The sequence below is a fragment of the Mycobacteroides sp. CBMA 271 genome, assembly GCF_009729205.1.
GTDB lineage: Bacteria > Actinomycetota > Actinomycetes > Mycobacteriales > Mycobacteriaceae > Mycobacterium.
Window position 1 is genome coordinate 304746 of the sequence record NZ_VTHB01000004.1, and the last position, 19624, is coordinate 324369.

Consider the following 19624-nt stretch of genomic DNA (forward strand, 5'->3'; position numbering starts at 1 on the left):
ACGATCGAGAAGAGTAACTATCGGCGCGCACGCAGGTCATCGCTCATTGCGATGGTTTTGCTGATTGTGTGCGGGGGGTGTGAAGCGCAGCCTGCCGCACCGACGAATGACGTGCGCACGTCGATTCGAGCATTGTTGGCGCGGTACTCCGAGGCGCTACGCAGCGCTGATCCCATGGTTTTGCGGGCGGTGATCGCCCCCGATAAACCCAAGTTCATCGAGGCTCAACTGCGGCTGCAAGAGAATCTTGCGGGTCTGAAAACCGATACCTTCGAGTACCGTCTTGCGGCCGAAATTCCGGCGAATCCCATTGTACCGCACCAACAATGGCGACTAGATGCCGCGCTTCTTTATGCGGTCAGCGGGGTGGACAAGGTTGCTGTCCGGCGCCCGGTCGCTGTTGCTGTGGTGCATGACCAAGGTGACTGGCGGCTATTCGATGCCAGCGCGATCGCCGTGCCCTGGCAATTCGCTCCGGCGGTGGAGACGCGCACTAGGGTGCAAGACCGCGAGGTGGTGGTGCTCGGGCATCCCGGCTCGCCGGTGGTGCCACGGCTGACCGGCGAGGTAGACGGGGCGCTGGGGTCGCTGTCGCAGTTCTGGGGTGCGCAGTGGCGTGCGGGAGTACTGCTCATCGCGGCCGGATCCGATGCCGAATTCGCCGCACTTGTCGGCGGTGAGCACACCGAGGGGATAGCCGCCGCGGCCGTCGCCGACCGTGTCGACAGCGGAGTTGTGGTGGGGCAGCGCGTGATCTTCGCGCCCGGCGCGGCGGCGCTCCCGCCCGACCAGTTCCGCGTGGTGCTGCGTCACGAGCTCTTTCATGCGGCCGCCCGCGCGCTTACCGGTGACCGTGCTCCGCTGTGGCTGGTGGAGGGAGTGGCTGACTATAACGGGCGCCGCGGCAGCGATACTCCATTCCGGAATGCGGCGCCCACATTAGCGAAAGCCCTTGCCGTGGGGCGAGTCCCGGATCATCTGCCCACCGATGCGGAACTCGATACTCCCGGCGAGCATCGCACGCAGGCGTATGAGGAGGCCTGGTCGGTGGCGCAGTATGTGGCCGAGGCATTCGGCGAGCACGCGCTGGTGGAGCTGTACCGGTATGGCGCCGAATTGGCGCCGGACCCCCAGCCCGCGGCGATCCAGCGGGCCTTGGGCGTGGACGAGGCGACGCTGGTGCGCCAGTGGCAGAGCTGGCTCGGCTCGCGCCCACTGCGGTAGGCCCAGTACGGTTTATCACTGTGACATTCCACATTGGTGGCCAGCGGCAGCGGATTCTGTTGGTCACCAACGATTTTCCCCCCAGGCCCGGGGGCATTCAAACGTACCTGCAGGAGCTGGTGACCCGCTTGGCAGGATCGCACGAGGTCACCGTCTATGCACCGCGGTGGAAGGGGTGTGAGCGCTACGACGCCGCCGCCGACTATCAGGTGGTGCGTCACCCGACCTCGCTGATGCTTCCGGGGCCCGGTGTCCGCCAGCGCATGGTGGATCTCATCAGGTCGCAGCGTTCCGATGTGGTGTGGTTCGGCGCGGCCGCGCCGCTGGCGCTGTTGTCCTCGGCGGCGAAGGCGGCCGGAGCCGCCGTGACGGCTGCCAGTACGCATGGGCACGAGGTGGGCTGGTCGATGCTTCCGGTGGCGCGGTCTGCGCTGCGACAGATCGGGGAGAGCGCCGACGTGATCACCTACGTCAGCCGCTACACCCGGGGACGCTTCGCCTCGGCCTTTGGTCCGCACGCCGCATTGGAGCACCTGCCGTCCGGTGTCGACACCGAACGGTTCCGGCCCGACCCGGCGGCACGCGAGGAACTGCGGCGCCGTTACGGGCTCGGCGACCGGCCGACCATTGTGTGCGTCTCCCGTCTCGTACCCCGCAAGGGCCAAGACATGCTTATCGAGGCGCTGCCGACGATCCGGGAACGGGTGGACGGCGCGGCGCTGGTGATCGTGGGCGGGGGTCCGTACGCGGAGCCGTTGCGCGCGTTGGCTAATCGGGTCGGTGTCGAGGAAAACGTGGTCTTCACCGGCGGCGTGCCGTGGGAGGAGCTGCCCGCACATCACGCGATGGGCGATGTGTTCGCGATGCCGTGTCGTACCCGCGGAGCGGGACTCGATGTCGAGGGTCTGGGGATTGTGTTTCTGGAGGCGTCGGCCTGCGGTATTCCGGTGGTGGCCGGAAATTCCGGGGGCGCACCGGAAACCGTGCGCGATGGCGAGACGGGCCTCGTCGTCGACGGCAGGTCGGTCCCGGAGATCACCGACGCGATTGTCCAGATCCTGAACGATCCGGCGCGTGCCGCGATGATGGGGGCTGCCGGGCGCGCGTGGGTGACCGATCATTGGCGATGGGACCACCACGCCGCCCGATTCTCCGAACTTGTCAGCGGCCCAGAATGATCAGTCCTGCCTGATCGGCTTCGTTTGCGGCCTTTCGACTGATACCGACTAGCCGGCGGGCGCTCCGGCATAGATCGCGTCGATATCCGCCGCGAACTTCTCGGCGACGACGTTGCGCTTGACCTTCAGCGTCGGCGTCATCTCGCCGGTTGCTTCGGTGAAATCGACCGGTAGGATCCGGAACTTCTTGATCGCTTCGGCATGGGACACAACCTGATTCGCGGCCTTCACCGCCGTTTCGATCTCGGCGAGCAGGTCCGGGTCTTCGGTGAGGTCGGCGACGGTGGCGGCATCCGGCTTGCCGTTACGCGACTTCCAGCCGCCAAACGCATCCGGATCAATCGTGATCAGCGCGCCGATGAACGGCTGTTTGTCGCCGACGGCCATCGCCTGGCTGATCAATGGGTGGGCGCGCAGATGATCCTCCAGCACCGCGGGTGCGACGTTTTTGCCACCGGCGGTGACGATGATTTCCTTCTTCCGGCCGGTGATGGTGACGAAGCCGTCCTCATCGATCGCGCCGAGGTCGCCGGTGTGGAACCAACCGTCCACGATCGACTCGCCCGTGGCGGTGTCGTTGTTCCAATATCCGCTGAATACCACGCCACCGGACACCAACAGCTCGCCATCATCGGCGATCTTGACGGCATTGCCGGGCAAAGGTCTTCCGACGCTTCCGATCTTGAGACCGCCGATGACATTCACCGCGCAAGCAGCCGTTGTCTCGGTGAGGCCGTAGCCCTCATAGATGGTCAGGCCCACGCCGCGGTAGAAGTGGCCCAACCGGGCGCCCAGCGGGGCACCGCCGGAGATCGAGGCCACGCATTCACCGCCCAGCGCTGCGCGCAGCTTGCCGTACACCAGTTTGTCGAAGGCGGCACGCTTGGCCCGCAACACAATGCCCGGGCCGCCGTTATCCAGCGCCTGGCTGTACTCGACCGCGGTATCGGCGGCGGTGTCGAAAATCTTTCCCTTGCCGTCGTTCTGGGCGTTCTGCCGGGCGGTGTTGTACACCTTCTCGAAGATGCGGGGGACCGAGACGATAAACGTCGGCTTGAAGACCCCGAACGTCGGCACCAGCGTCTTGATATCGCTGGTGAATCCGACGGTGACCTTGGACTGCAGGCAGGCCATCGCGATACCGCGCGCCAGCACATGCGCCAGCGGCAGGAAGATCAGCGTCCTGCTGCCCTTCTGTAGATAGTCGGGGAAAACGGCACGCGCGCCGCGGGTTTCGTACACCAGGTTGGAGTGGGTGAGCTGGCAGCCCTTCGGACGTCCGGTGGTTCCCGAGGTGTAAATGAGCGTCGCGGGATCGGTGGCCTTAATGGCGGCGAGCCGGCTGGTGAGCTCTGCGGGGTCCACTCCGGCGCCGGCTTCGGTGAGCTCGTCGACGGCGGCCGGCGCGCCGGAGGTGGCGATGTGAAAGACGGTGCGCAGGTTGGGCAGTTCGGGTGCCAGTTGTTCGGCGATCTTGGCGTGTGAATCGGTTTCCACGAACAGTGCGACCGCGGCGGAATCCTGCAGTACCCACCTGACCTGATCTGCCGCTGAAGTCTCGTAGATCGGCACGGTGATGGCACCGATCGACAGGATTGCGTAGTCGATGACCGTCCACTCGTAGCGTGTCGCTGAGATCAGCGCTACCCGGTCCCCGGGCGCCACGCCCTTGGCGATCAGGCCGTTGGCTACCGCGCGAATCTGCGCCGCGGCCTCCGCGTAGGTGACGGGCGTCCAGGTGCCGTCGACGAGGCGGGAGAACACCGCTTGGTTGGGGTCTTCACGCTCGTAGTCGTAGACGGCATGAACAACCGACGCGTTGTCCTCGACAGGGAATGGGGCAGGAACGCTGAACTCTCGCACCGGCTCAGACTAGTCGCGGCCTGCAGATCGTCGGACCCGTTGCCCCAATTCGGTCGGCATCGATCAACTCTCGGCGGCGAACTAGCCATACCTCGTATGGAGATACGGCGACTGTTGGCGCAGATGACCGTCGCGGATCTGGACGCCGCGGTCAAATGGCGCTTGGCCTGCACGTTTGGCGTCCAGGTGTGGGCCGACTCGGAGCGTGCCGGGCCGCAGCCGACGAGTTCGTTCCGGATCTTGATGCTGATCGACCCAGACGGAAACACGGTGGTTTTCTCGGGTGCATAAGCTAGTGCGCGATGAACAGCATCCAGGTCGCCGACCAGACCTTTATCGCGGCAGATCCCGTGGACATCGGCCGAGTCATCTCCAACTCCACGGATTGGCGCCGCTGGTGGCCTGACCTGCAGCTCAACGTCGTCGAGGAGCGCGCGGAGAAGGGCATCCGGTGGACGGTGGCCGGGCCGCTGACGGGCACCATGGAGGTGTGGCTCCAGCCCGTGTTGGACGGCGCGATCGTGCACTACTTCCTGCACGCCGAGCCCTCGGGCGCCAGCGCCGCGCAGGTTGCCAAGCTGAATCTGGCCAAGCTCAATCACGCCCGTCGCATCGTCGGCAAGCGGTTTGCGTTCGGGATCAAGCAGCAGCTCGAGGCCACTCGGCCCATCGGCGAGTCGCGGGTGCCCAGCGCCTGATCAGGCCGGCGAGAGTACGACCAGCGGAATGGGTCGGGAGGTCGCCCGCTGGTAGGCGCTGTAATGGCCAGAGTTGTTGGTGTCAGCCAACTTCCATAGCCGCTCGTAATCCGTGTCGCCGGGCAGCAGCGCGGTGGCGCGAACGCGACGTTTGTCTCGGCCGAGCTGCACTTGCACGTCAGGATGGGTTCTCAGGTTGTGGTACCAGGCGGGATTGCGCCGCGCGCCGCCGTTCGATGCCACGATGAGGAGATTGTCGCCGTCCTTTGCGTAGGTCAGCGAGTTGATGCGCTGCGCGCCGGTCTTGGCGCCTATCGAAGTCAGCAGCAGGCTGGGGGCCATCCCAGGAACATGATGTCCCAGATAGCCTTTCGACGCGATGTAGACGTTCTGGTGCACCCCGAGGATCTTGGCCACTAGACGGCTCATGGGCGTCTCTCCTTTGGGAGGCTGTAGCGAAATGCCAGGATGGGAGTATCCGAGCGCCAATGAGAAGGGTAGCGTCTGTCAGGTGGCTGAGAAGACTACCCAAACGATTGCCATCGATGCCGAACCCGGCAAGGTGATGGCGGTGATCGCCGATATCGGCGCCTACCCGGAATGGGTGTCGGAGTACAAGGAAACCGAGGTGCTCGACACCGACTCCGAGGGCAGGGTCAAGCGCGCCCGGTTGGTGTTGGACGCAGGAGTTCTCAAGGACACCCAGGTCCTCGAGTATGTGTGGGCCCCGGACGGCCGAAAGGTCACCTGGACCCTGGCGGAAAGTTCCCTGTTGCGTTCGCTAGAAGGGACATACCTTTTGGCGCCCAAGGGGTCTGGCACCGAGGTGACCTATGAGCTCGCGGTCGACCTTCAGATCCCGATGATCGGAATGCTCAAGCGCAAGGCCGAACGCAAGATCACCGATTCCGCGCTCAAGGACCTGAAGAAGCGAGTCGAATCTGACCGCTAGCGACGTCGACGCGGCGCCGCGCCCAGATGTCGAATCACCGTTGACAGCCACCATCGGTCTCTTCGTCGGCAAGGGGGGCGTGGGTAAGTCGACGCTGGCCGGAGCCACCGCCGTGCGCTATGCCCGTGCCGGGCAGCGGGTGCTCGCGGTATCCACCGACCAGGCGCATTCCCTCGGTGACGTGTTCGGTGTTCGGGTCGACCCCTCGCCGGGCGCTCATTGTGTGCGGGTGCTCGAGGACCCGTACGGGGGCCAGCTCGACGTGATGGCGCTGGACACTCTGGGCCTGTTGGAGCGGCGCTGGGGCGATATCGCCGAGACGATCGCCGTGCAGTATCCCGAATCCGATATCGGTTCGCTTGCCCCCGAAGAGCTTTCCGCGTTACCCGGAGTGCAGGAGATGCTGGGGCTGCACGAGGTACAACAGCTGGCCGAGACGGGCGAATGGGATGTCGTGGTTGTCGACTGCGCCTCGACGGCCGACGCGTTGCGCATGCTGACCCTGCCCGGAACCTTCGCGGTGTACCTGGAACGGGCCTGGCCGCGGCATCGTCGACTTAGCGGCATCGGGTCGCCGCGCGCCCTGATCCTGGCCGAACTGTTGGAACGTGTTGCGGCGTCGGCGGATCGGCTCGCCGGCCTGCTCTCCGACGCTGATCGGGTGGGCGCACATCTTGTGCTGACTCCCGAAAGGGTGGTGGTGGCCGAGGCCATCCGCACCCTGGGAGCGCTGGCGCTGATGGGTGTGCGCATCGACCAGGTGATCGTCAATCAGGTTCTCATTCAGGATGATTCGTACGAGTATCACAACCTGCCGGCTCATCCGGCATTCGACTGGTACATGCAGCGCATCGCCGACCAACGTGCCGTTCTCGATGAGCTGGGGCAGGCGGTGGGGGATGTGGAGATGCTGCTGGTCCCGCATCTGCCGCGCGAACCGATCGGTCCGGAAGCCCTCGGCGAACTGGCCGATCTGGTGCGGCGTCGCGACGGGGCCAAGCCGCCAGCCCCGCTGGCGACCGTCGTCGAGCACGAATCGGGATCCGGGGCCGACACCGTCTATCGGCTACGGCTAGAGTTACCGCAGATCGACCCGGCCACGTTAAGCCTAGGCAGGGTGGGAGATGACCTGGTCATCGGCGCAAACGGGATGCGCCGGCGGGTCCGGCTGGCCTCCGTGCTGCGGCGCTGTGTGGTTGTCGATGCCCGGCTCGTCGGTGGCGAGCTGACCATACGGTTTAGAGCGGATCCGGAGGTGTGGCCGACGTGACGGATACTCATCCGGAGCTCGGCCCCGAGCTGCGGGCGATGGCCGCCTCGATTCTCGACAAGCTCGACCCGGCGCTGCGGCAGGCAGCACGCGCCCCTGGCGACGGCAGCGCGGGCGGTGGAAAGTGCAATCAGCTGTTCTGTCCGGTGTGTGCGCTGGCGGCACTCGTCGAGGGCGAACACCATCCGCTGTTGGCGACCATCGCCGAGCACAGCCTCGCGTTAGTGATGGTGGTGCGGGCCATGCTGGAGGCACAGGGGACGGGCAATCCGGCCGGTCCCGATGACCCCGACGGCGACGGTCCAGGTGGCGGTTACCAGAGCCCGTTTCCACCGGCACCGCCGAGCTCGCAATCGACGGGGTATCAGCCCATCCCGGTCGACATCGACGAGTGATCCGGTCGCGAGCACCTCAAACTGCTTCCGGGACACCGTGTCCCATTGCGACCCGACTCGGAGCATCGGCAGGGCGGGCTCGGCCGACCACAGGGTTGGCGCGGTGCTGCTCGTCCGAGCCTGCGTCGTAGGTCTCGACCAGGCCCAGCAGAAGCGTTTGGTCCATGTCGAGCGGTCGTGCCGATAGGGCCCGATGTGCGAGCAGATCACGTCCCGCGCCTCGTGCGCCCAGTCCGGTGAGAAGGCATCGCCCACCGCTACGAATTCGCCGTCGACGAACTCTTCCGGCATCCCCGGCACGCGAGTGCGCGGGACCTTAGACAGTCCACGGAGTTTCGCCGGCGCCGAGGGTAAGCTCGGCGCCAGCCCCAGGGAGTTCACTGGATCCGGGATGGGGAACGGGAGAGGATGCGCGATGTTCTATTGGCTGCTGAAGTTCGTCTTCATGGGGCCGATCCTGCAGCTTCTGGGCCGCCCGAAAGTGGAAGGGATGGAGCACATCCCAACCTCGGGCCCGGTGATCCTGGCGGGCAACCACCTGGCTGTGGTCGACAGTTTCTACTTGTGCCTGGTGATGCGTCGCCGGGTGACCTTCCTGGCCAAGAGCGAGTACTTCACCGAACCCGGATTCAAGGGCTGGCTCAAGCGCTCATTCTTTAGTGGCGCGGGGCAGGTGCCTATCGACCGCACCAGCGCCGATGCGGCCCAAAATGCGTTGAGCACTGCCAAGCGTCTACTCGGTGAGGGCAAGCTACTGGGCATCTACCCGGAGGGCACGCGGTCTCCGGACGGTCGGCTCTTCAAGGGCAAGACCGGTTTGGCCCGGATGGCGATGGAGACCGGGGCGCCGGTCATCCCCATCGCCATGGTCGGCACCGACGTGATGAACCCCCCGGGAACCGCTCGCTGGCACTTCGCCAAGGTGACCGTGAAAATCGGTAAGCCGTTGGACTTCTCGCGTTTCGATGGGATGGCCGGTAACCGCTTCATCGAACGTGCCGTCATCGATGAGGTGATGTATGAACTGATGCAGCTGTCGGGTCAGGAGTACGTCGACATCTATGCGGCCTCGCTCAAGGAAGACACAGCCAAGCCCACAGAATCCTCTGAACAGCCAGACCGCATCCCGGAGAGCGCCGCCGGTTAAGCCCGGTGTCGGTCAGCTATCCGCGCCGGTACCGCTAGTCTTGAGGCCACCCGCGGGCTAACTGAGAGATGCGAGGGCGTGCCGAATTCATGACCGAAACCACCGTCGCGGATGGCTCCGCTCGTCGTGTCGCGAGATGGATCACGTGGGGTGGGCCGCTCGTCCTCGCGGTCGCGCTGTTGCTGCATGTGCTCGTCTTCGTGCACTGGCCGACGTACGCGCTGCAGATCGATGTGTTGGTCTACCGGTTCGGCGGCGTGCGCGTCCTGGATGGTCTGGATCTGTACTCGATAGGCCGCAACGGCGAGCTTGACGACCTGCTGTTCACCTACACCCCGTTCGCGGCCTTGGTATTCACCCCGTTGGCCTTTATCACCGACTTCACCGCGCAGGTCCTTGCGCTCATCGTGTTCCCGGCGCTGCTCATCTACTCGGTGTGGCGCATGTTGACCTGGTTGGGCGTATCCGCCAAGGCCGGGATGTGGGGACTGTTGGCCCTTCTGGTGGGTCTGGTGTCCTGGCTGGAGCCGGTACGGCTGTCGATTCAGCTGGGCCAGATCAACCTGCTCATCCTGGCCCTGGTGGTGACGGACATGCTGGCCCCCAAACGGTGGAAGCTGGCCGGGATCGGCATCGGCATCGTGGCCGGCATCAAACTGACACCGATGATCTTCATCGTCTTTCTGTTCGTGGTGGGACGGATTCGTGCGGCGGTCGTCGCCACGGCCACATTGATCGCCACCATCGGTCTAGGGTTCGTCTTCTTGCCGTCGGCCTCGCACTACTACTGGGTAGAGCGCGCCTTCGAGAAGATCAGCCGCATTACCCGCGACCCCACCGCGAGCACCAGCCTCAGCGGCCTGTTCCTGCGGTTGGATCTCTCGGCCGGGACGGCCACTGTGCTGTCGGCGCTGGTGCTGGTGGCTAGCCTGGCGATCGCCGCGATGGCCTATCGGCGCGGTCAGCTACTGCTGGCGATCTCCATCGTGGGTATGGCCTCGGCGGCGGCCTCGCCGTTCAGCTGGAGCCATCACTGGGTGTGGTTCGTGCCGCTCGTCGTTCACCTGGCTTACCGGGGTTATGTGCTGGGCAAAAGGGCATCCGCGGCCACGATGTGGGTGTTCAGCGTGGTGTTCGCGGCGTGGTTCACTAGCCTGAGTGGGAAGACACCAGACTCCGGGGCGTTGACGCTGCGGCCCGGCGGCATCTTGAACGACTTGATCCCGGGCCTCTATGTGTTCGTCCACCTTGGGGTGTTGGTCGCTAGTTGGATCTGGCTGCGGCGAGAGCGACCGGAAGCGAATGATGTTGAACGCGAGGATAAATCGGCGTCGACCAGTGAGCTCGCGCCGGCCTCCCCGGCGCACAACTAGGCGGCCGGCGTGCGCTTCTTCTACGACACCGAGTTCATCGACGACGGTCGCACCATCGATCTGATCTCGATCGGGATGGTCTGCGAGGACGGCCGTGAGTATTACGCCGTCTCCACCGCCTTCGATCCGGAACGGGCAGGCCCCTGGGTGCGCCAGAACGTGTTGCCCAAGCTGCCCGCGCTGTCGTCCCCGCTGTGGCGATCCCGTGGCCAGATCCGTGACGATCTGGCCGAGTTTCTCGGCCTGGGCGGCTCGGGCCCTAGATCGGGCCCGGCGGACCCCATTGAGCTATGGGCGTGGGTGGGCGCCTACGACCATGTGGCGCTCTGCCAGCTGTGGGGGTCGATGACGGCGCTCCCGCAGCCCATCCCGCGGTTCACGCTGGAGATCAAGCAGCTGTGGTACGACCAGGGCCGGCCTGTCATGCCAAAACGGCCCACCGACTCCCACGATGCACTGGTGGACGCCCGGTACAACATGCTGCGCTACCACGCGATGGTTCCTCCCGGCTCACCGCTTGCTTAATCTCCGGGACAAGAAATCCGTCTATTAGGCACGGTTAAGATGGGTTCGTGAACTGGACAGTCGACGTCCCCATCGACCAATTGCCGGAGTTGCCACCGCTCCCGGCCGATCTGCGTCAGCGCCTGGATGCTGCGCTCGCCAAACCTGCTGCTCAGCAGCCGAGCTGGCCCGCAGATCAGGCCGCTGCCATGCGGACGGTGCTGGAAAGCGTGCCCCCGATCACCGTTCCGGCGGAGATTCAGCGTTTGCAGCGCCAGTTGGCGCAGGTGGCGCGTGGTGAGGCATTTCTGCTGCAGGGCGGCGACTGCGCCGAGACCTTCGCCGATAACACCGAGCCGCATATCCGGGCCAATATCCGCGCCCTGCTGCAGATGGCGGTGGTGCTGACATACGGGTCCAGCATGCCGGTGGTGAAGCTGGCCCGTATCGCCGGCCAGTACGCCAAGCCGCGCAGCTCGGACACCGACGCGCTCGGATTGAGGTCCTACCGCGGCGACATGGTGAACGGTTTTGCCCCGGACGCCGCGCTGCGTGAGCACGACGCGTCGCGCCTGGTGCGCGCCTACGCCAATGCCAGCGCCGCGATGAACCTGATGCGCGCGGTGACGGGCTCGGGGATGGCCTCGCTGGCCTTGGTGCACGACTGGAACCGCGAATTCGTCCGCACCTCGCCGGCCGGAGCCCGATACGAGGCGCTGGCCTCGGAGATCGACCGTGGGCTGAAGTTCATGAGCGCCTGCGGTGTGGCGGATTCGAATCTGGACACCGCCGAGATCTACGCCAGCCACGAGGCATTGGTGCTCGACTACGAGCGCGCGATGCTGCGCCTGGGTGAAGACGAGAACGGTGAGCCCGCGCTGTACGACCTGTCGGCCCACTACCTGTGGATCGGCGACCGCACCCGACAGCTCGACCACGCGCACGTGGCCTTCGCCGAGATCATCGCTAACCCGATCGGGATGAAGATCGGTCCCACGACCACGCCCGATCAGGCCGTCGAGTACGTGGAACGCCTTGACCCGCACAACAAGCCGGGTCGCCTGACATTCGTTTCGCGGATGGGCAACTCAAAGGTGCGCGACCTGCTTCCACCCATCATCGAGAAGGTGCAGGCGACCGGCCATCAGGTGGTCTGGCAGTGCGATCCGATGCATGGCAACACCCATGAGTCACCCAGCGGTTACAAGACGCGGCATTTCGACCGGATCGTCGATGAGGTGCAGGGCTACTTCGAGGTGCACAACGCCCTCGGTACACATCCCGGTGGCATTCACGTCGAGATCACCGGTGAGAACGTCACCGAATGTCTTGGTGGGGCACAGGATATTTCGGATGATGACCTGGCCGGACGTTACGAGACGGCATGCGATCCCCGACTCAATACCCAGCAATCGCTGGAGCTGGCGTTCCTCGTCGCGGAGATGCTCAGGGACTAGAACAGGTGGGTGATGTTGGCGCCCAGTGACCAGCATCCCGCCGCCACCGAGCTGGTGACGATGAGCAGGATCACTAGCCACATGAAGATCGCCCGGCGGCTCTGCTGACGTTCGTACCGGTAGTCCGAGTCGTCGACATCGGCGAAGAAGGGCGACTCAGGCGATTCGTCATATTCGCTGCCGTATCCGGGGTCGTACGCGGGCACCGGGTCCATCATTCGCGTGGGGTTGGGCACCTTGGGGCGTGGCGAAACACCCAGGGCGGCCGCGGCCGAGGCGGTATCGGCGGCATCCAATTTGCCCGGGGCGCTGAGGTTGCCGGTGGTGCCGCCGGTCGGGTCTATCAGCCGGCTGCGGTACAGCTGTTCGGCGACATGCTGTTTGGAGTCCTTCGGGGCGGGCACTCGGAAGGCCGGCAGCTGTAAGTCGCGGGCGATCGCCTGCAGTTCGGCACCCATCTGTGCGGCGTCGGCGTAGCGGGCATCGGGGTCCCGGGAGGTGGCACGCAACACCAGCTCATCGAATTCCTCGGGGACGCCGTCGATCGCCTCGCTAGGCGCGGGCACGTCACGATCGATGCGCTGATAGGCGAGCGCCAGCGGCGTGTCTCCAGTGAATGGTGTTGAACCGGTGAGTAATTCGTACATCAGGATGCCCGTCGAGTAGACGTCGCTACGTGGGCCCGCAGATCCAGTGCGCACCTGTTCAGGGGATAGGTATGCCGCGGTTCCCAGGATCACGCTGGTAGACGTGATTCCGGCTTCAGCGACGGCACGCACCAGCCCGAAGTCGGCGAGTTTGACATCGCCGTCATCGGAGATCAGCACATTCTCGGGTTTGACGTCGCGGTGCACCAGTCCGGACCGGTGTGCCACCGCCAGGCCGCTCAGCAACGGGTGGAACACCGCGGCGACCGCGTGAGGTGGCATGGGGCCGCGCTCACGCAGCAGCTCTCGCAGGGTGCCCCCGTCAACGAGCTCCATCACCAGGAACGGGTGCTTGCCGTCCATGCCCTGGTCGAAGACCGCCACCAGGCCGGGGTGATGCAGCCGTGCGACTGCGCGGGCCTCAAGCCGGAAGCGAGCGAGGAACCCGGTGTCGGAGGCGTATCGGCTGTCCATCACCTTCACCGCGACAGGGCGGTCCAGCCGGGTATCCAACCCGCGGTACACGGTGGACATCCCACCCGTCGCGATCGGAGCCTCGATGCGGTACCGACTGTCGAGCACCGCGCCGACCATCGGATCGATGCGGTGCGTCGGGGACTTGGGCGATGTCATCGCATTGATGGTATCGAGTGACGCCGTGGTCCCCGTCCGTCAATGCCGCTCGTCGAGCATTTCGCGAAGGGAGAGAAGGATCGGCCCAGCTCCCGAAAACAGCATCGTTCGCCATTGACGGTGCAGGGGAATGGTCGGGTCGAACCGGCCGTAGGTGACGCGGAGCCGGGTGCCGCCGGGCTCCGGCAGCAGGTTCCAGCGGGACGTCACTTCGATTCCGGGGGCGCTCAACACCTGCTCGATGTGCTCATTGGGCACCACGCTCGTGTACGTGGTGGTAACGACGCCGTCGAATCCGACCGCGGGTTGGGGATGGGTGACGATGACGCGTGTCTGTCCGACCTCAACTGGCGTATCGCTGACCTCGTTCACCTGTGAGGCGACCAGTTCCAGCGAGACGAGGACTTCCCAGACTTTTTCGACGGGGTGGGGGTAAAACTCGGTGAACGTGATCGATGTCGGGTCGCCTGAAGTCAAGTCGCGCCTCTCGCCGTGTGGTTCGGTCCGAGGTTACGCGCGTCACCACACCCGGAGGCCATTTTTGGCCGAGGTTGGCGCGCGGGACGACTACCGTCTTTTGTTATGAGCTCAATTCCGTTTGTCGCCGACACACTTGACGTCGATGAGCCGCTGTTCACCCTCAAAGAGGTGGCCGCCCGCCTTCGGCTCCCGGTGAACAAGGTTCAGCAGTATCTGCGCGACGGTGAGCTGATTGCCGTGAAACGCGATGGCGAAATCAAGGTTCCTGTCATCTTTTTCAGCGTCGACGGCCCCGTGGTGAAGCATTTGTTCGGGCTGTTGTCGGTGCTGCGGGACGGCGGCTTCCACGAGCCCGAAATCATGCGCTGGTTGTTCACCGGTGATGAGTCGCTCACGGTGACCCGCGATGGCACCACCGAACGCATCGAGGCGGCCCGCCCGGTCGACGCGTTACACGGGCATCAGGCGCGGGAAGTGCTGCGCCGGGCGCAGGCGATGGCCTACTAGCCGGCCGGTGCGGGGACAGACGCCTTCGGTGCGTCCGGATCCTGCGGTTCGGGTGCGGTGTTGATCATCCGCCAGGCGATTGCTGCGCAGGTAGCGGCGATCAGCACATGGATCCATACGTACATGCCGTGGGAGCCATCGGGTTTGAAGATCACCATGATCCAGGTGGAGAACCCTGCGATGGCGGCGATGGCGGCCCGAGATTGGGTCAGCGGCGCCGCGACCGCAAGTGGCCAGCTGTAGTACCACGGCAATGCGGCGGGCGCCATGAGCACCACGATCGCCATTGCCCATAGGATCCCGAGCATGGCGTCGCGTTCGTTGTGGCGGTGTCGCCACCACACCACCGGCAGGCTGAGCGCGATGACCATGACGCCGATGATGCGCGTGACCTCCAGCACGGCATCGAAATTGACGGTCACGAATAGGCCCGCGAAGACATTGATCACGTTGGCGACGGCGGTCGGCACGGTGAGCCAATTGACGATCTTCACAGCGGATCCCGCAAATGCGGTGAGCCATCCGAACCCGACGCCGGTGATCCAGGACATGAGGGCGAACACCGTGACCGAGATCGCCACCGAACCGGTCGAGGCGAGCGCGAATGCTACCGAAGGGCGGCGCGGCGGCACGCCGTCACCGTGATCTGTGGTCAGGCGACGCATCCAGATCCATACCAGGAACGGAAGGGCTAGGCCGGCGCTGGCCTTGACCACCACCCCCAGTGCAACCACCGCGATACCCCAAACATGGTGGCGCTCAAGGGTGAGTGCGATGCCGGCCATCATGAGACCGACCATCAGCATTTCGTTGTGCACACCGCCCATGAGGTGGATGATCACCAGCGGATTGAGCGCGCAGATCCACAACGCCATACTGGCGTTGGTTGAGAAGAACTTTGCGACGCGGGGTGTCGCCCATACCAGCAGCGCCAGCCCGGGCAGCATGCACAATCGCAGCAGCATGGTTCCCGCCACCACGTCATCACCGACGATTTGGGTGACGAATCGCGCGATCAGTAAGAACAGCGGCCCATAGGGGGCGGTGGTGGTGGACCAGATCGGACTGACGTTCTCCAGCAACGCATTCGGGTTCTCGACCGGACCCACCAGATACGGATCTAATCCGTCGCGGAGCAGCGCACCCTGCGCGAGATAGGAATAGGCGTCGCGGCTGAAGACCGGCACCGAGGCTAGCAACGGCAGCAGCCAACAGGGGATGACGACGAAGAGAGACTCCTTGGTCACTTTGCCCGCGATGACGTGTCGGCCGAGGCCGAGCCAGGCCATCAACATGAGGGCCACCCCGAGCCACATCGTGATCGAGGACACCACCAGCCCGTGGCCGAAACGCAGCCAGGACAGTCCGAAGGATTCCAGCAGCGGATCGTGCTGTCGGGTGCTGCCCGCGCCCAATCCGCCGATGGCGATGAGCATGGCGCCGCCGAATCCGGTGATGGCTGCGCGGCCGGCAGGGGCGTGCAGGAAGCCGGCCGCCCAGCTGTCTCGGCTCTTGCTGGGGGGCTCCAATGCCTTCGATGATGTGCTCACGTGGTCATGCGCTCCGGTGCGATACCAGTCGGACGAGATCCGACAGCGCGGCACGGGCGTCGTCGGCGATCTCGGCGCTTGCCAGCTGGTCCAGTGCGCGGTGCGTGTGCTCTTCGATGCGGGCTTCCACTGCCGCGACAGCGCCCAAGTCGACTATCAGTGAACACATTTCGGCGACTTGCTGGTCGGTGAGCGGGGTGCCGATCCAGGAGTGCAGCAGATCCTCGGCGGCGCTGTCATTGATGCGCGCCAGTCGAAGAGCCTCGGCCAGCAGCACGGTGCGCTTTCCGGAACGTAGGTCATCCCCGGCGGGTTTCCCGGTAACCTTCGGGTCGCCGAAAACCCCCAGCACGTCGTCGCGAAGCTGAAACGCGACGCCGATATCGAGGCCGATGTCACCGAGAAGCCCCGAGATTTCCGGGTTCTCGGTGGCGATCGCGACGCCGAGCTGCAGCGGTCGCTGCACCGTGTAGCCGGCGGTCTTGAATCGGATTACCCGCAAGGCGGTTTCGACGGACTCGTCTCCCGAAGATTCGGACAGAATGTCCAAATATTGACCGCCGAGCAACTCGCTGCGCAGCATCGACCACACTGCCCGCACCCGCGCATGTGCCTGGGCAGACAGCTGGGCGCCGACCACCATGTCGTCGGCCCAGGTGAGCGCCTGGTCACCGAGGAGGATCGCGGCAGATATCCCGAATTGTTCGGGAGAGCCGGACCACCCGTTATGCCGGTGCAGGGCCGCGAACTCGACGTGGATGGTGGGCTCGCCGCGCCGGGTGGCCGAGCTGTCGATGACGTCATCGTGGATGAGCGCGCAGGTATGGAGCAGTTCGAAGGCCGCGCACACCCGCAGCACCGCGGGGTTCCACGGGTCGGGGTCGTCGGTGACGGCCCGCCAGCCCCAGTACGCGAACGCCGGGCGCAGCCTCTTGCCGCCACGCAACACGAACCGATCCAGGGCGGAGATCGCATGCTCGTAGTTCGGTCCGATATGGGCGGTGTGATCGCGGCATTCGGCCAGGAATTGGCTCAGTTGGTCGCTCACCGCATCGGTCAGGTGCCGGGCATTGGCAGCGGCTACGTTGACACTCAGCGGGGCGTCCTTTCTCAGTGCGGTAACTGGTCCCGGATGCACCGGGAGTGAAGTCAGCCTAATCCCACCTATCCTGGACAGGTGACAACTAACCCGCTCGACCGCGCTGGACCGGTCGCCGAGCTGCAGGATCCGGGGTCGATCGCTGACCGCCTGGCCGCCGCTGCGCCCGGCGAGGTCGCGTTCTCGGTCGAGTTCATGCCGCCGCGTGATGAGGCGGCGGAGGCGCGGTTGTGGCGGGCAGCAAGAGTTTTCGAGCGGTACCAGCCGGTGTTCGTGTCGGTCACCTATGGTGCGGGCGGATCAACCCGGGACCGCACAGTGCGGGTGACCGGCGAGCTGGCCGAGAGCACCACACTGCTGCCCGTCGCTCATTTGACCGCCGTGGGACACACCGTCGACGAGTTGCGTGCCATGGTCGGCGCGTATGTGGACCGCGGCATCACCAATATCCTTGCCTTACGCGGTGATCCGGTGGGGGACGTTAATGCCGAATGGGTCCCGCACCCGGGCGGCCTGACCTACGCCGAGGAGCTCGTGCGTTTGGTTCGTGACCTCGGTGATTTCCATGTTGGGGTGGCGTCCTTCCCCGAGGGGCACCCCCAGGCGATCGACCTCGAGCGCGACACCGCCCATCTGGTGAACAAGCTCCGTGCCGGCGCCGAGTACTCGATCACCCAGATGTTTTTCGACGTCGACGACTATCTGCGACTGCGGGACCGCGTGGTGGCCGCGGATCCCGAGCAGGGCGCCAAGCCGATCGTGCCCGGGTTGATGCCCATCACGTCGCTACGGTCGGTGCGCCGTCAGGTGGAGCTTTCCTCCTCGACGCTGCCCCCGGCGCTGGAGGAGCGGCTGCTGCGGGCGGCAGGAGACGGACCGGAAGAGAACCGTGACGAGGTCCGCAAGGTCGGGGTCGAGGTGACCACCCGGATGGCCTCCCGTCTGCTGGCCGAGGGCGTTCCGTGCCTGCACTTTATGACGCTGAACTTCGCGCGGGCCACTTCCGAGGTGTTGGAGAACCTCGGGGTTCGAGTTACTCCGGGAACTGTTCGGGCGTAAACCGCGGGGACTGGTCGCGGGCCAGCCAGGCCATGGAGGCGACGAGGGCGCCCACCAGCAGTGCGGCCACCGTCACGAAGATCGCGGCACCGTTGAATGACCGGGTGCTGGGGTCGGTATAGCGAGCGGTCGCGGCGAAGGTACTCACCACCCCGGGAGTGAGTTTCCACTGCACGGCGTCGGAACCGAGCATCTCGCCATTGGTGGATTCGATATCCCCGGGGAAGGAAATGGCCAGGGAGACATCCGCATCCGAGGTGTCTTCCAACGCGGTGAGATCGGCGCGGCCTTCCAGCACCACCACGTCTCCGTTGCGACGCAGCGTCAGATCAAACCCGGCGGCGTTCTTGTTCATCCCGGCCAGCTGCGGGACCTCCGCGAATGTGAGGTCGTTGAAGATGGCTCGCGATCCCACCATGCCGTTTTCCTCGTACGGGGACACCTGAACCTTCTGGGCGAAGGACATGTTGCGATCGAGCTGGGGGCCCTTGTCATTGGCGCCCTGCGGCTTGGCGACGGCGATCAGCTGTCCGGAGACGTGATCGTCGGTGGTCACCGTCATCGATGCCTTGACGCGCACGCAGCCCGATAGCAGCGGCAGCGTCGTCAACAGCAGCACGGCGGCGATACGAGCCACCCGCTTAGGGCTCCGATGAGGCCCGTGGGCGAAGAGTGTTGGGCTAGTCATCGCGGCTCATCGTGCCAGACGGTGGCCGCATCCGGCGGCCCATCTACGGGCCCCAGCGGCAAAGACCGGCCCAGCACCGCGAATCGCCGCGGATCTCCCGCGAACTGGTGCTCCCGGATGACATCGGTGAATCCGAGTCGGCGGTACAGCCGCCAGGCTCGGTTGGATTCGCCGGTGATCTCTGGGGTGGACAGCAGTACATGCGGTTCGGTGCGGCCCGCGAGCAGCCGCCGGGCCAACGCCTCACCCAGGCCATGCCCTTGAATGCCGGGGTCGACGTGCAGTTCAGTCAGCTCGAAGTACTGGTCGAGAAGAGCGCTGATCCGGTCATGCGGTACTCCCGATTTTCGCAGACCCTGACTGACTTGTTGATGCCACCATTGGTCAGCGGCACCTCGGTAGCCGTACGCGATCCCGACGATGCGCGACTGGTCGGGGTCAAGGACACGCGGGGTGCTGAGCTCGGTAGGGGCTACTGCATCGTCGAAGATGGCGGCGGCCTGCCACCCTCGCCTGCGGCTATGTTCCAGCCACATTGGCGCGCGCTGATCCTCGGTGCCGTGTGGGTAGCCCATGGCAATGACGTAGACACGAAGCGCTTCGCTGAGCCGGCGCTGCATATCGCGTTGCGACAGGTCGGCCAGGAATGTCGTCAACGTGCGTCCTTTTGGTTTCCGTGTGGGCGTGGCGTGTACCGCCCGGGTTTATCACGATCGGCGGATTCTGCGGGTGCTGACCGGAGTTTCGCCGGGTCCATCGGCGCGCCGCGGTGTGTGGTGTTGCCAGGCAGGGCGGTTGGGAGATTGGTCGGCGAACCGGGTGGTATGGCGGGTATTCACCTCGTATTATGGACGTGAGGGTGTTGTAACCGCGGCACCCTTGGTAAAAGATCTTGGTATC

The 19624-nt window shown here is 65.1% G+C and carries 21 protein-coding genes; 13 read left to right on the forward strand and 8 right to left on the reverse strand.

What is annotated here, in order from left to right:
* Positions 1-60 precede the first annotated feature (60 nt).
* Entirely contained in the window at positions 61-1224 is a 1164-nt protein-coding gene (locus tag FZI91_RS12825) for a hypothetical protein (protein WP_162526413.1), read from the forward strand.
* Between the two features lie 20 nt (positions 1225-1244).
* A complete protein-coding gene (locus tag FZI91_RS12830) occupies positions 1245-2402 on the forward strand; it encodes a glycosyltransferase family 4 protein (protein ID WP_162526364.1) in 1158 nt (385 codons plus the stop codon).
* Positions 2403-2450: 48 nt separating this feature from the next.
* On the opposite strand, the gene FZI91_RS12835 is transcribed toward FZI91_RS12830, so the two are convergent.
* Entirely contained in the window at positions 2451-4265 is a 1815-nt protein-coding gene (locus tag FZI91_RS12835; RefSeq protein ID WP_162526365.1) for a long-chain fatty acid--CoA ligase, read from the reverse strand.
* Positions 4266-4361: 96 nt separating this feature from the next.
* Between FZI91_RS12835 and FZI91_RS12840 the strand changes: the two genes are divergently transcribed.
* Both FZI91_RS12840 and FZI91_RS12845 read left to right on the forward strand, forming a co-directional pair.
* Positions 4362-4556: a hypothetical protein gene (locus tag FZI91_RS12840; RefSeq protein ID WP_155939360.1), complete on the forward strand. Its 195-nt coding sequence runs from the start codon at positions 4362-4364 to the stop codon at positions 4554-4556.
* Between the two features lie 11 nt (positions 4557-4567).
* Positions 4568-4963, forward strand: a complete 396-nt coding sequence (locus FZI91_RS12845) for a polyketide cyclase / dehydrase and lipid transport (RefSeq protein WP_155939361.1) — start codon at positions 4568-4570, stop codon at positions 4961-4963.
* Here the strand turns inward: FZI91_RS12845 and FZI91_RS12850 are convergent, their stop codons facing one another.
* Positions 4964-5392: a nitroreductase family deazaflavin-dependent oxidoreductase gene (locus FZI91_RS12850; RefSeq protein WP_155939362.1), complete on the reverse strand. Its 429-nt coding sequence runs from the start codon at positions 5390-5392 to the stop codon at positions 4964-4966. It abuts the gene before it with no gap.
* 82 nt (positions 5393-5474) lie between these two features.
* On the opposite strand from FZI91_RS12850, the gene FZI91_RS12855 reads away from it, so the two are divergent.
* The 7 genes from FZI91_RS12855 (at position 5475) to FZI91_RS12885 (ending at position 12061) form a co-directional block, all read left to right on the forward strand.
* Positions 5475-5915 (forward strand): SRPBCC family protein, encoded by a 441-nt coding sequence (locus tag FZI91_RS12855; RefSeq protein WP_162526366.1) that lies wholly within the window; start codon positions 5475-5477, stop codon positions 5913-5915.
* Positions 5905-7185: an ArsA family ATPase gene (locus tag FZI91_RS12860; RefSeq protein WP_155939364.1), complete on the forward strand. Its 1281-nt coding sequence runs from the start codon at positions 5905-5907 to the stop codon at positions 7183-7185. The genes FZI91_RS12855 and FZI91_RS12860 overlap by 11 nt, the downstream gene beginning before the upstream one ends.
* Positions 7182-7580 (forward strand): hypothetical protein, encoded by a 399-nt coding sequence (locus FZI91_RS12865; protein WP_162526368.1) that lies wholly within the window; start codon positions 7182-7184, stop codon positions 7578-7580. The genes FZI91_RS12860 and FZI91_RS12865 overlap by 4 nt, the downstream gene beginning before the upstream one ends.
* Positions 7581-7995: 415 nt before the next feature.
* Positions 7996-8727 (forward strand): 1-acyl-sn-glycerol-3-phosphate acyltransferase, encoded by a 732-nt coding sequence (locus FZI91_RS12870; RefSeq protein ID WP_155939365.1) that lies wholly within the window; start codon positions 7996-7998, stop codon positions 8725-8727.
* A gap of 89 nt (positions 8728-8816) precedes the next feature.
* Positions 8817-10100 (forward strand): glycosyltransferase 87 family protein, encoded by a 1284-nt coding sequence (locus tag FZI91_RS12875; protein WP_155939366.1) that lies wholly within the window; start codon positions 8817-8819, stop codon positions 10098-10100.
* A gap of 9 nt (positions 10101-10109) precedes the next feature.
* Complete coding sequence (locus tag FZI91_RS12880) at positions 10110-10625, forward strand: polyadenylate-specific 3'-exoribonuclease AS (RefSeq protein WP_162526369.1); 516 nt, start codon at positions 10110-10112, stop codon at positions 10623-10625.
* A gap of 47 nt (positions 10626-10672) precedes the next feature.
* Positions 10673-12061 carry a class II 3-deoxy-7-phosphoheptulonate synthase gene (locus FZI91_RS12885; RefSeq protein ID WP_162526370.1) on the forward strand — a complete coding sequence of 463 codons (1389 nt, stop codon included), beginning with the start codon at positions 10673-10675 and terminating at the stop codon, positions 12059-12061.
* Here the strand turns inward: FZI91_RS12885 and FZI91_RS12890 are convergent.
* Positions 12058-13341, reverse strand: coding sequence for a protein kinase domain-containing protein (locus FZI91_RS12890; protein WP_155939367.1), 1284 nt, complete (start codon positions 13339-13341; stop codon positions 12058-12060). The two genes, FZI91_RS12885 and FZI91_RS12890, sit on opposite strands and share 4 nt — an antisense overlap.
* Positions 13342-13380: 39 nt before the next feature.
* Entirely contained in the window at positions 13381-13818 is a 438-nt protein-coding gene (locus FZI91_RS12895; protein WP_155939368.1) for an SRPBCC domain-containing protein, read from the reverse strand.
* A 105-nt stretch (positions 13819-13923) separates the two neighbouring features.
* Here FZI91_RS12895 and FZI91_RS12900 point away from each other — a divergent pair, with 105 nt between their 5' ends.
* Positions 13924-14328: an Rv2175c family DNA-binding protein gene (locus FZI91_RS12900; RefSeq protein ID WP_155939369.1), complete on the forward strand. Its 405-nt coding sequence runs from the start codon at positions 13924-13926 to the stop codon at positions 14326-14328.
* Here FZI91_RS12900 and FZI91_RS12905 read toward each other — a convergent pair.
* A complete protein-coding gene (locus FZI91_RS12905) occupies positions 14325-15764 on the reverse strand; it encodes an alpha-(1->6)-mannopyranosyltransferase A (RefSeq protein WP_239001845.1) in 1440 nt (479 codons plus the stop codon). The two genes, FZI91_RS12900 and FZI91_RS12905, sit on opposite strands and share 4 nt — an antisense overlap.
* A gap of 118 nt (positions 15765-15882) precedes the next feature.
* Positions 15883-16926: a polyprenyl synthetase family protein gene (locus tag FZI91_RS12910; RefSeq protein WP_166548253.1), complete on the reverse strand. Its 1044-nt coding sequence runs from the start codon at positions 16924-16926 to the stop codon at positions 15883-15885.
* A gap of 129 nt (positions 16927-17055) precedes the next feature.
* On the opposite strand from FZI91_RS12910, the gene metF reads away from it, so the two are divergent.
* Complete coding sequence (gene metF / locus FZI91_RS12915; protein ID WP_162526372.1) at positions 17056-18036, forward strand: methylenetetrahydrofolate reductase [NAD(P)H]; 981 nt, start codon at positions 17056-17058, stop codon at positions 18034-18036.
* Here the strand turns inward: metF and FZI91_RS12920 are convergent.
* Together FZI91_RS12920 and FZI91_RS12925 are read right to left on the reverse strand one after the other, a co-directional pair.
* Positions 18011-18673, reverse strand: a complete 663-nt coding sequence (locus FZI91_RS12920) for an LppM family (lipo)protein (RefSeq protein ID WP_162526416.1) — start codon at positions 18671-18673, stop codon at positions 18011-18013. The genes metF and FZI91_RS12920 overlap by 26 nt on opposite strands.
* Positions 18674-18720: 47 nt before the next feature.
* The gene (locus FZI91_RS12925; RefSeq protein WP_155939371.1) at positions 18721-19380 is read right to left on the reverse strand and encodes an N-acetyltransferase; all 660 of its coding nucleotides are present in this window, start codon (positions 19378-19380) and stop codon (positions 18721-18723) included.
* Positions 19381-19624 lie beyond the last annotated feature (244 nt).

Excerpts from the sequence above, each read along its gene's own strand:
- FZI91_RS12840 (WP_155939360.1), top strand. The coding sequence starts at position 4,362 with ATGGAGATACGGCGACTGTTGGCGCAGATGACCGTCGCGGATCTGGAC.
- FZI91_RS12845 (WP_155939361.1), top strand. The coding sequence starts at position 4,568 with ATGAACAGCATCCAGGTCGCCGACCAGACCTTTATCGCGGCAGATCCC.
- FZI91_RS12850 (WP_155939362.1), bottom strand. The coding sequence starts at position 5,392 with ATGAGCCGTCTAGTGGCCAAGATCCTCGGGGTGCACCAGAACGTCTAC.
- FZI91_RS12870 (WP_155939365.1), top strand. The coding sequence starts at position 7,996 with ATGTTCTATTGGCTGCTGAAGTTCGTCTTCATGGGGCCGATCCTGCAG.
- FZI91_RS12875 (WP_155939366.1), top strand. The coding sequence starts at position 8,817 with ATGACCGAAACCACCGTCGCGGATGGCTCCGCTCGTCGTGTCGCGAGA.
- FZI91_RS12890 (WP_155939367.1), bottom strand. The coding sequence starts at position 13,341 with ATGACATCGCCCAAGTCCCCGACGCACCGCATCGATCCGATGGTCGGC.
- FZI91_RS12900 (WP_155939369.1), top strand. The coding sequence starts at position 13,924 with ATGAGCTCAATTCCGTTTGTCGCCGACACACTTGACGTCGATGAGCCG.
- FZI91_RS12905 (WP_239001845.1), bottom strand. The coding sequence starts at position 15,764 with ATGCTCATCGCCATCGGCGGATTGGGCGCGGGCAGCACCCGACAGCAC.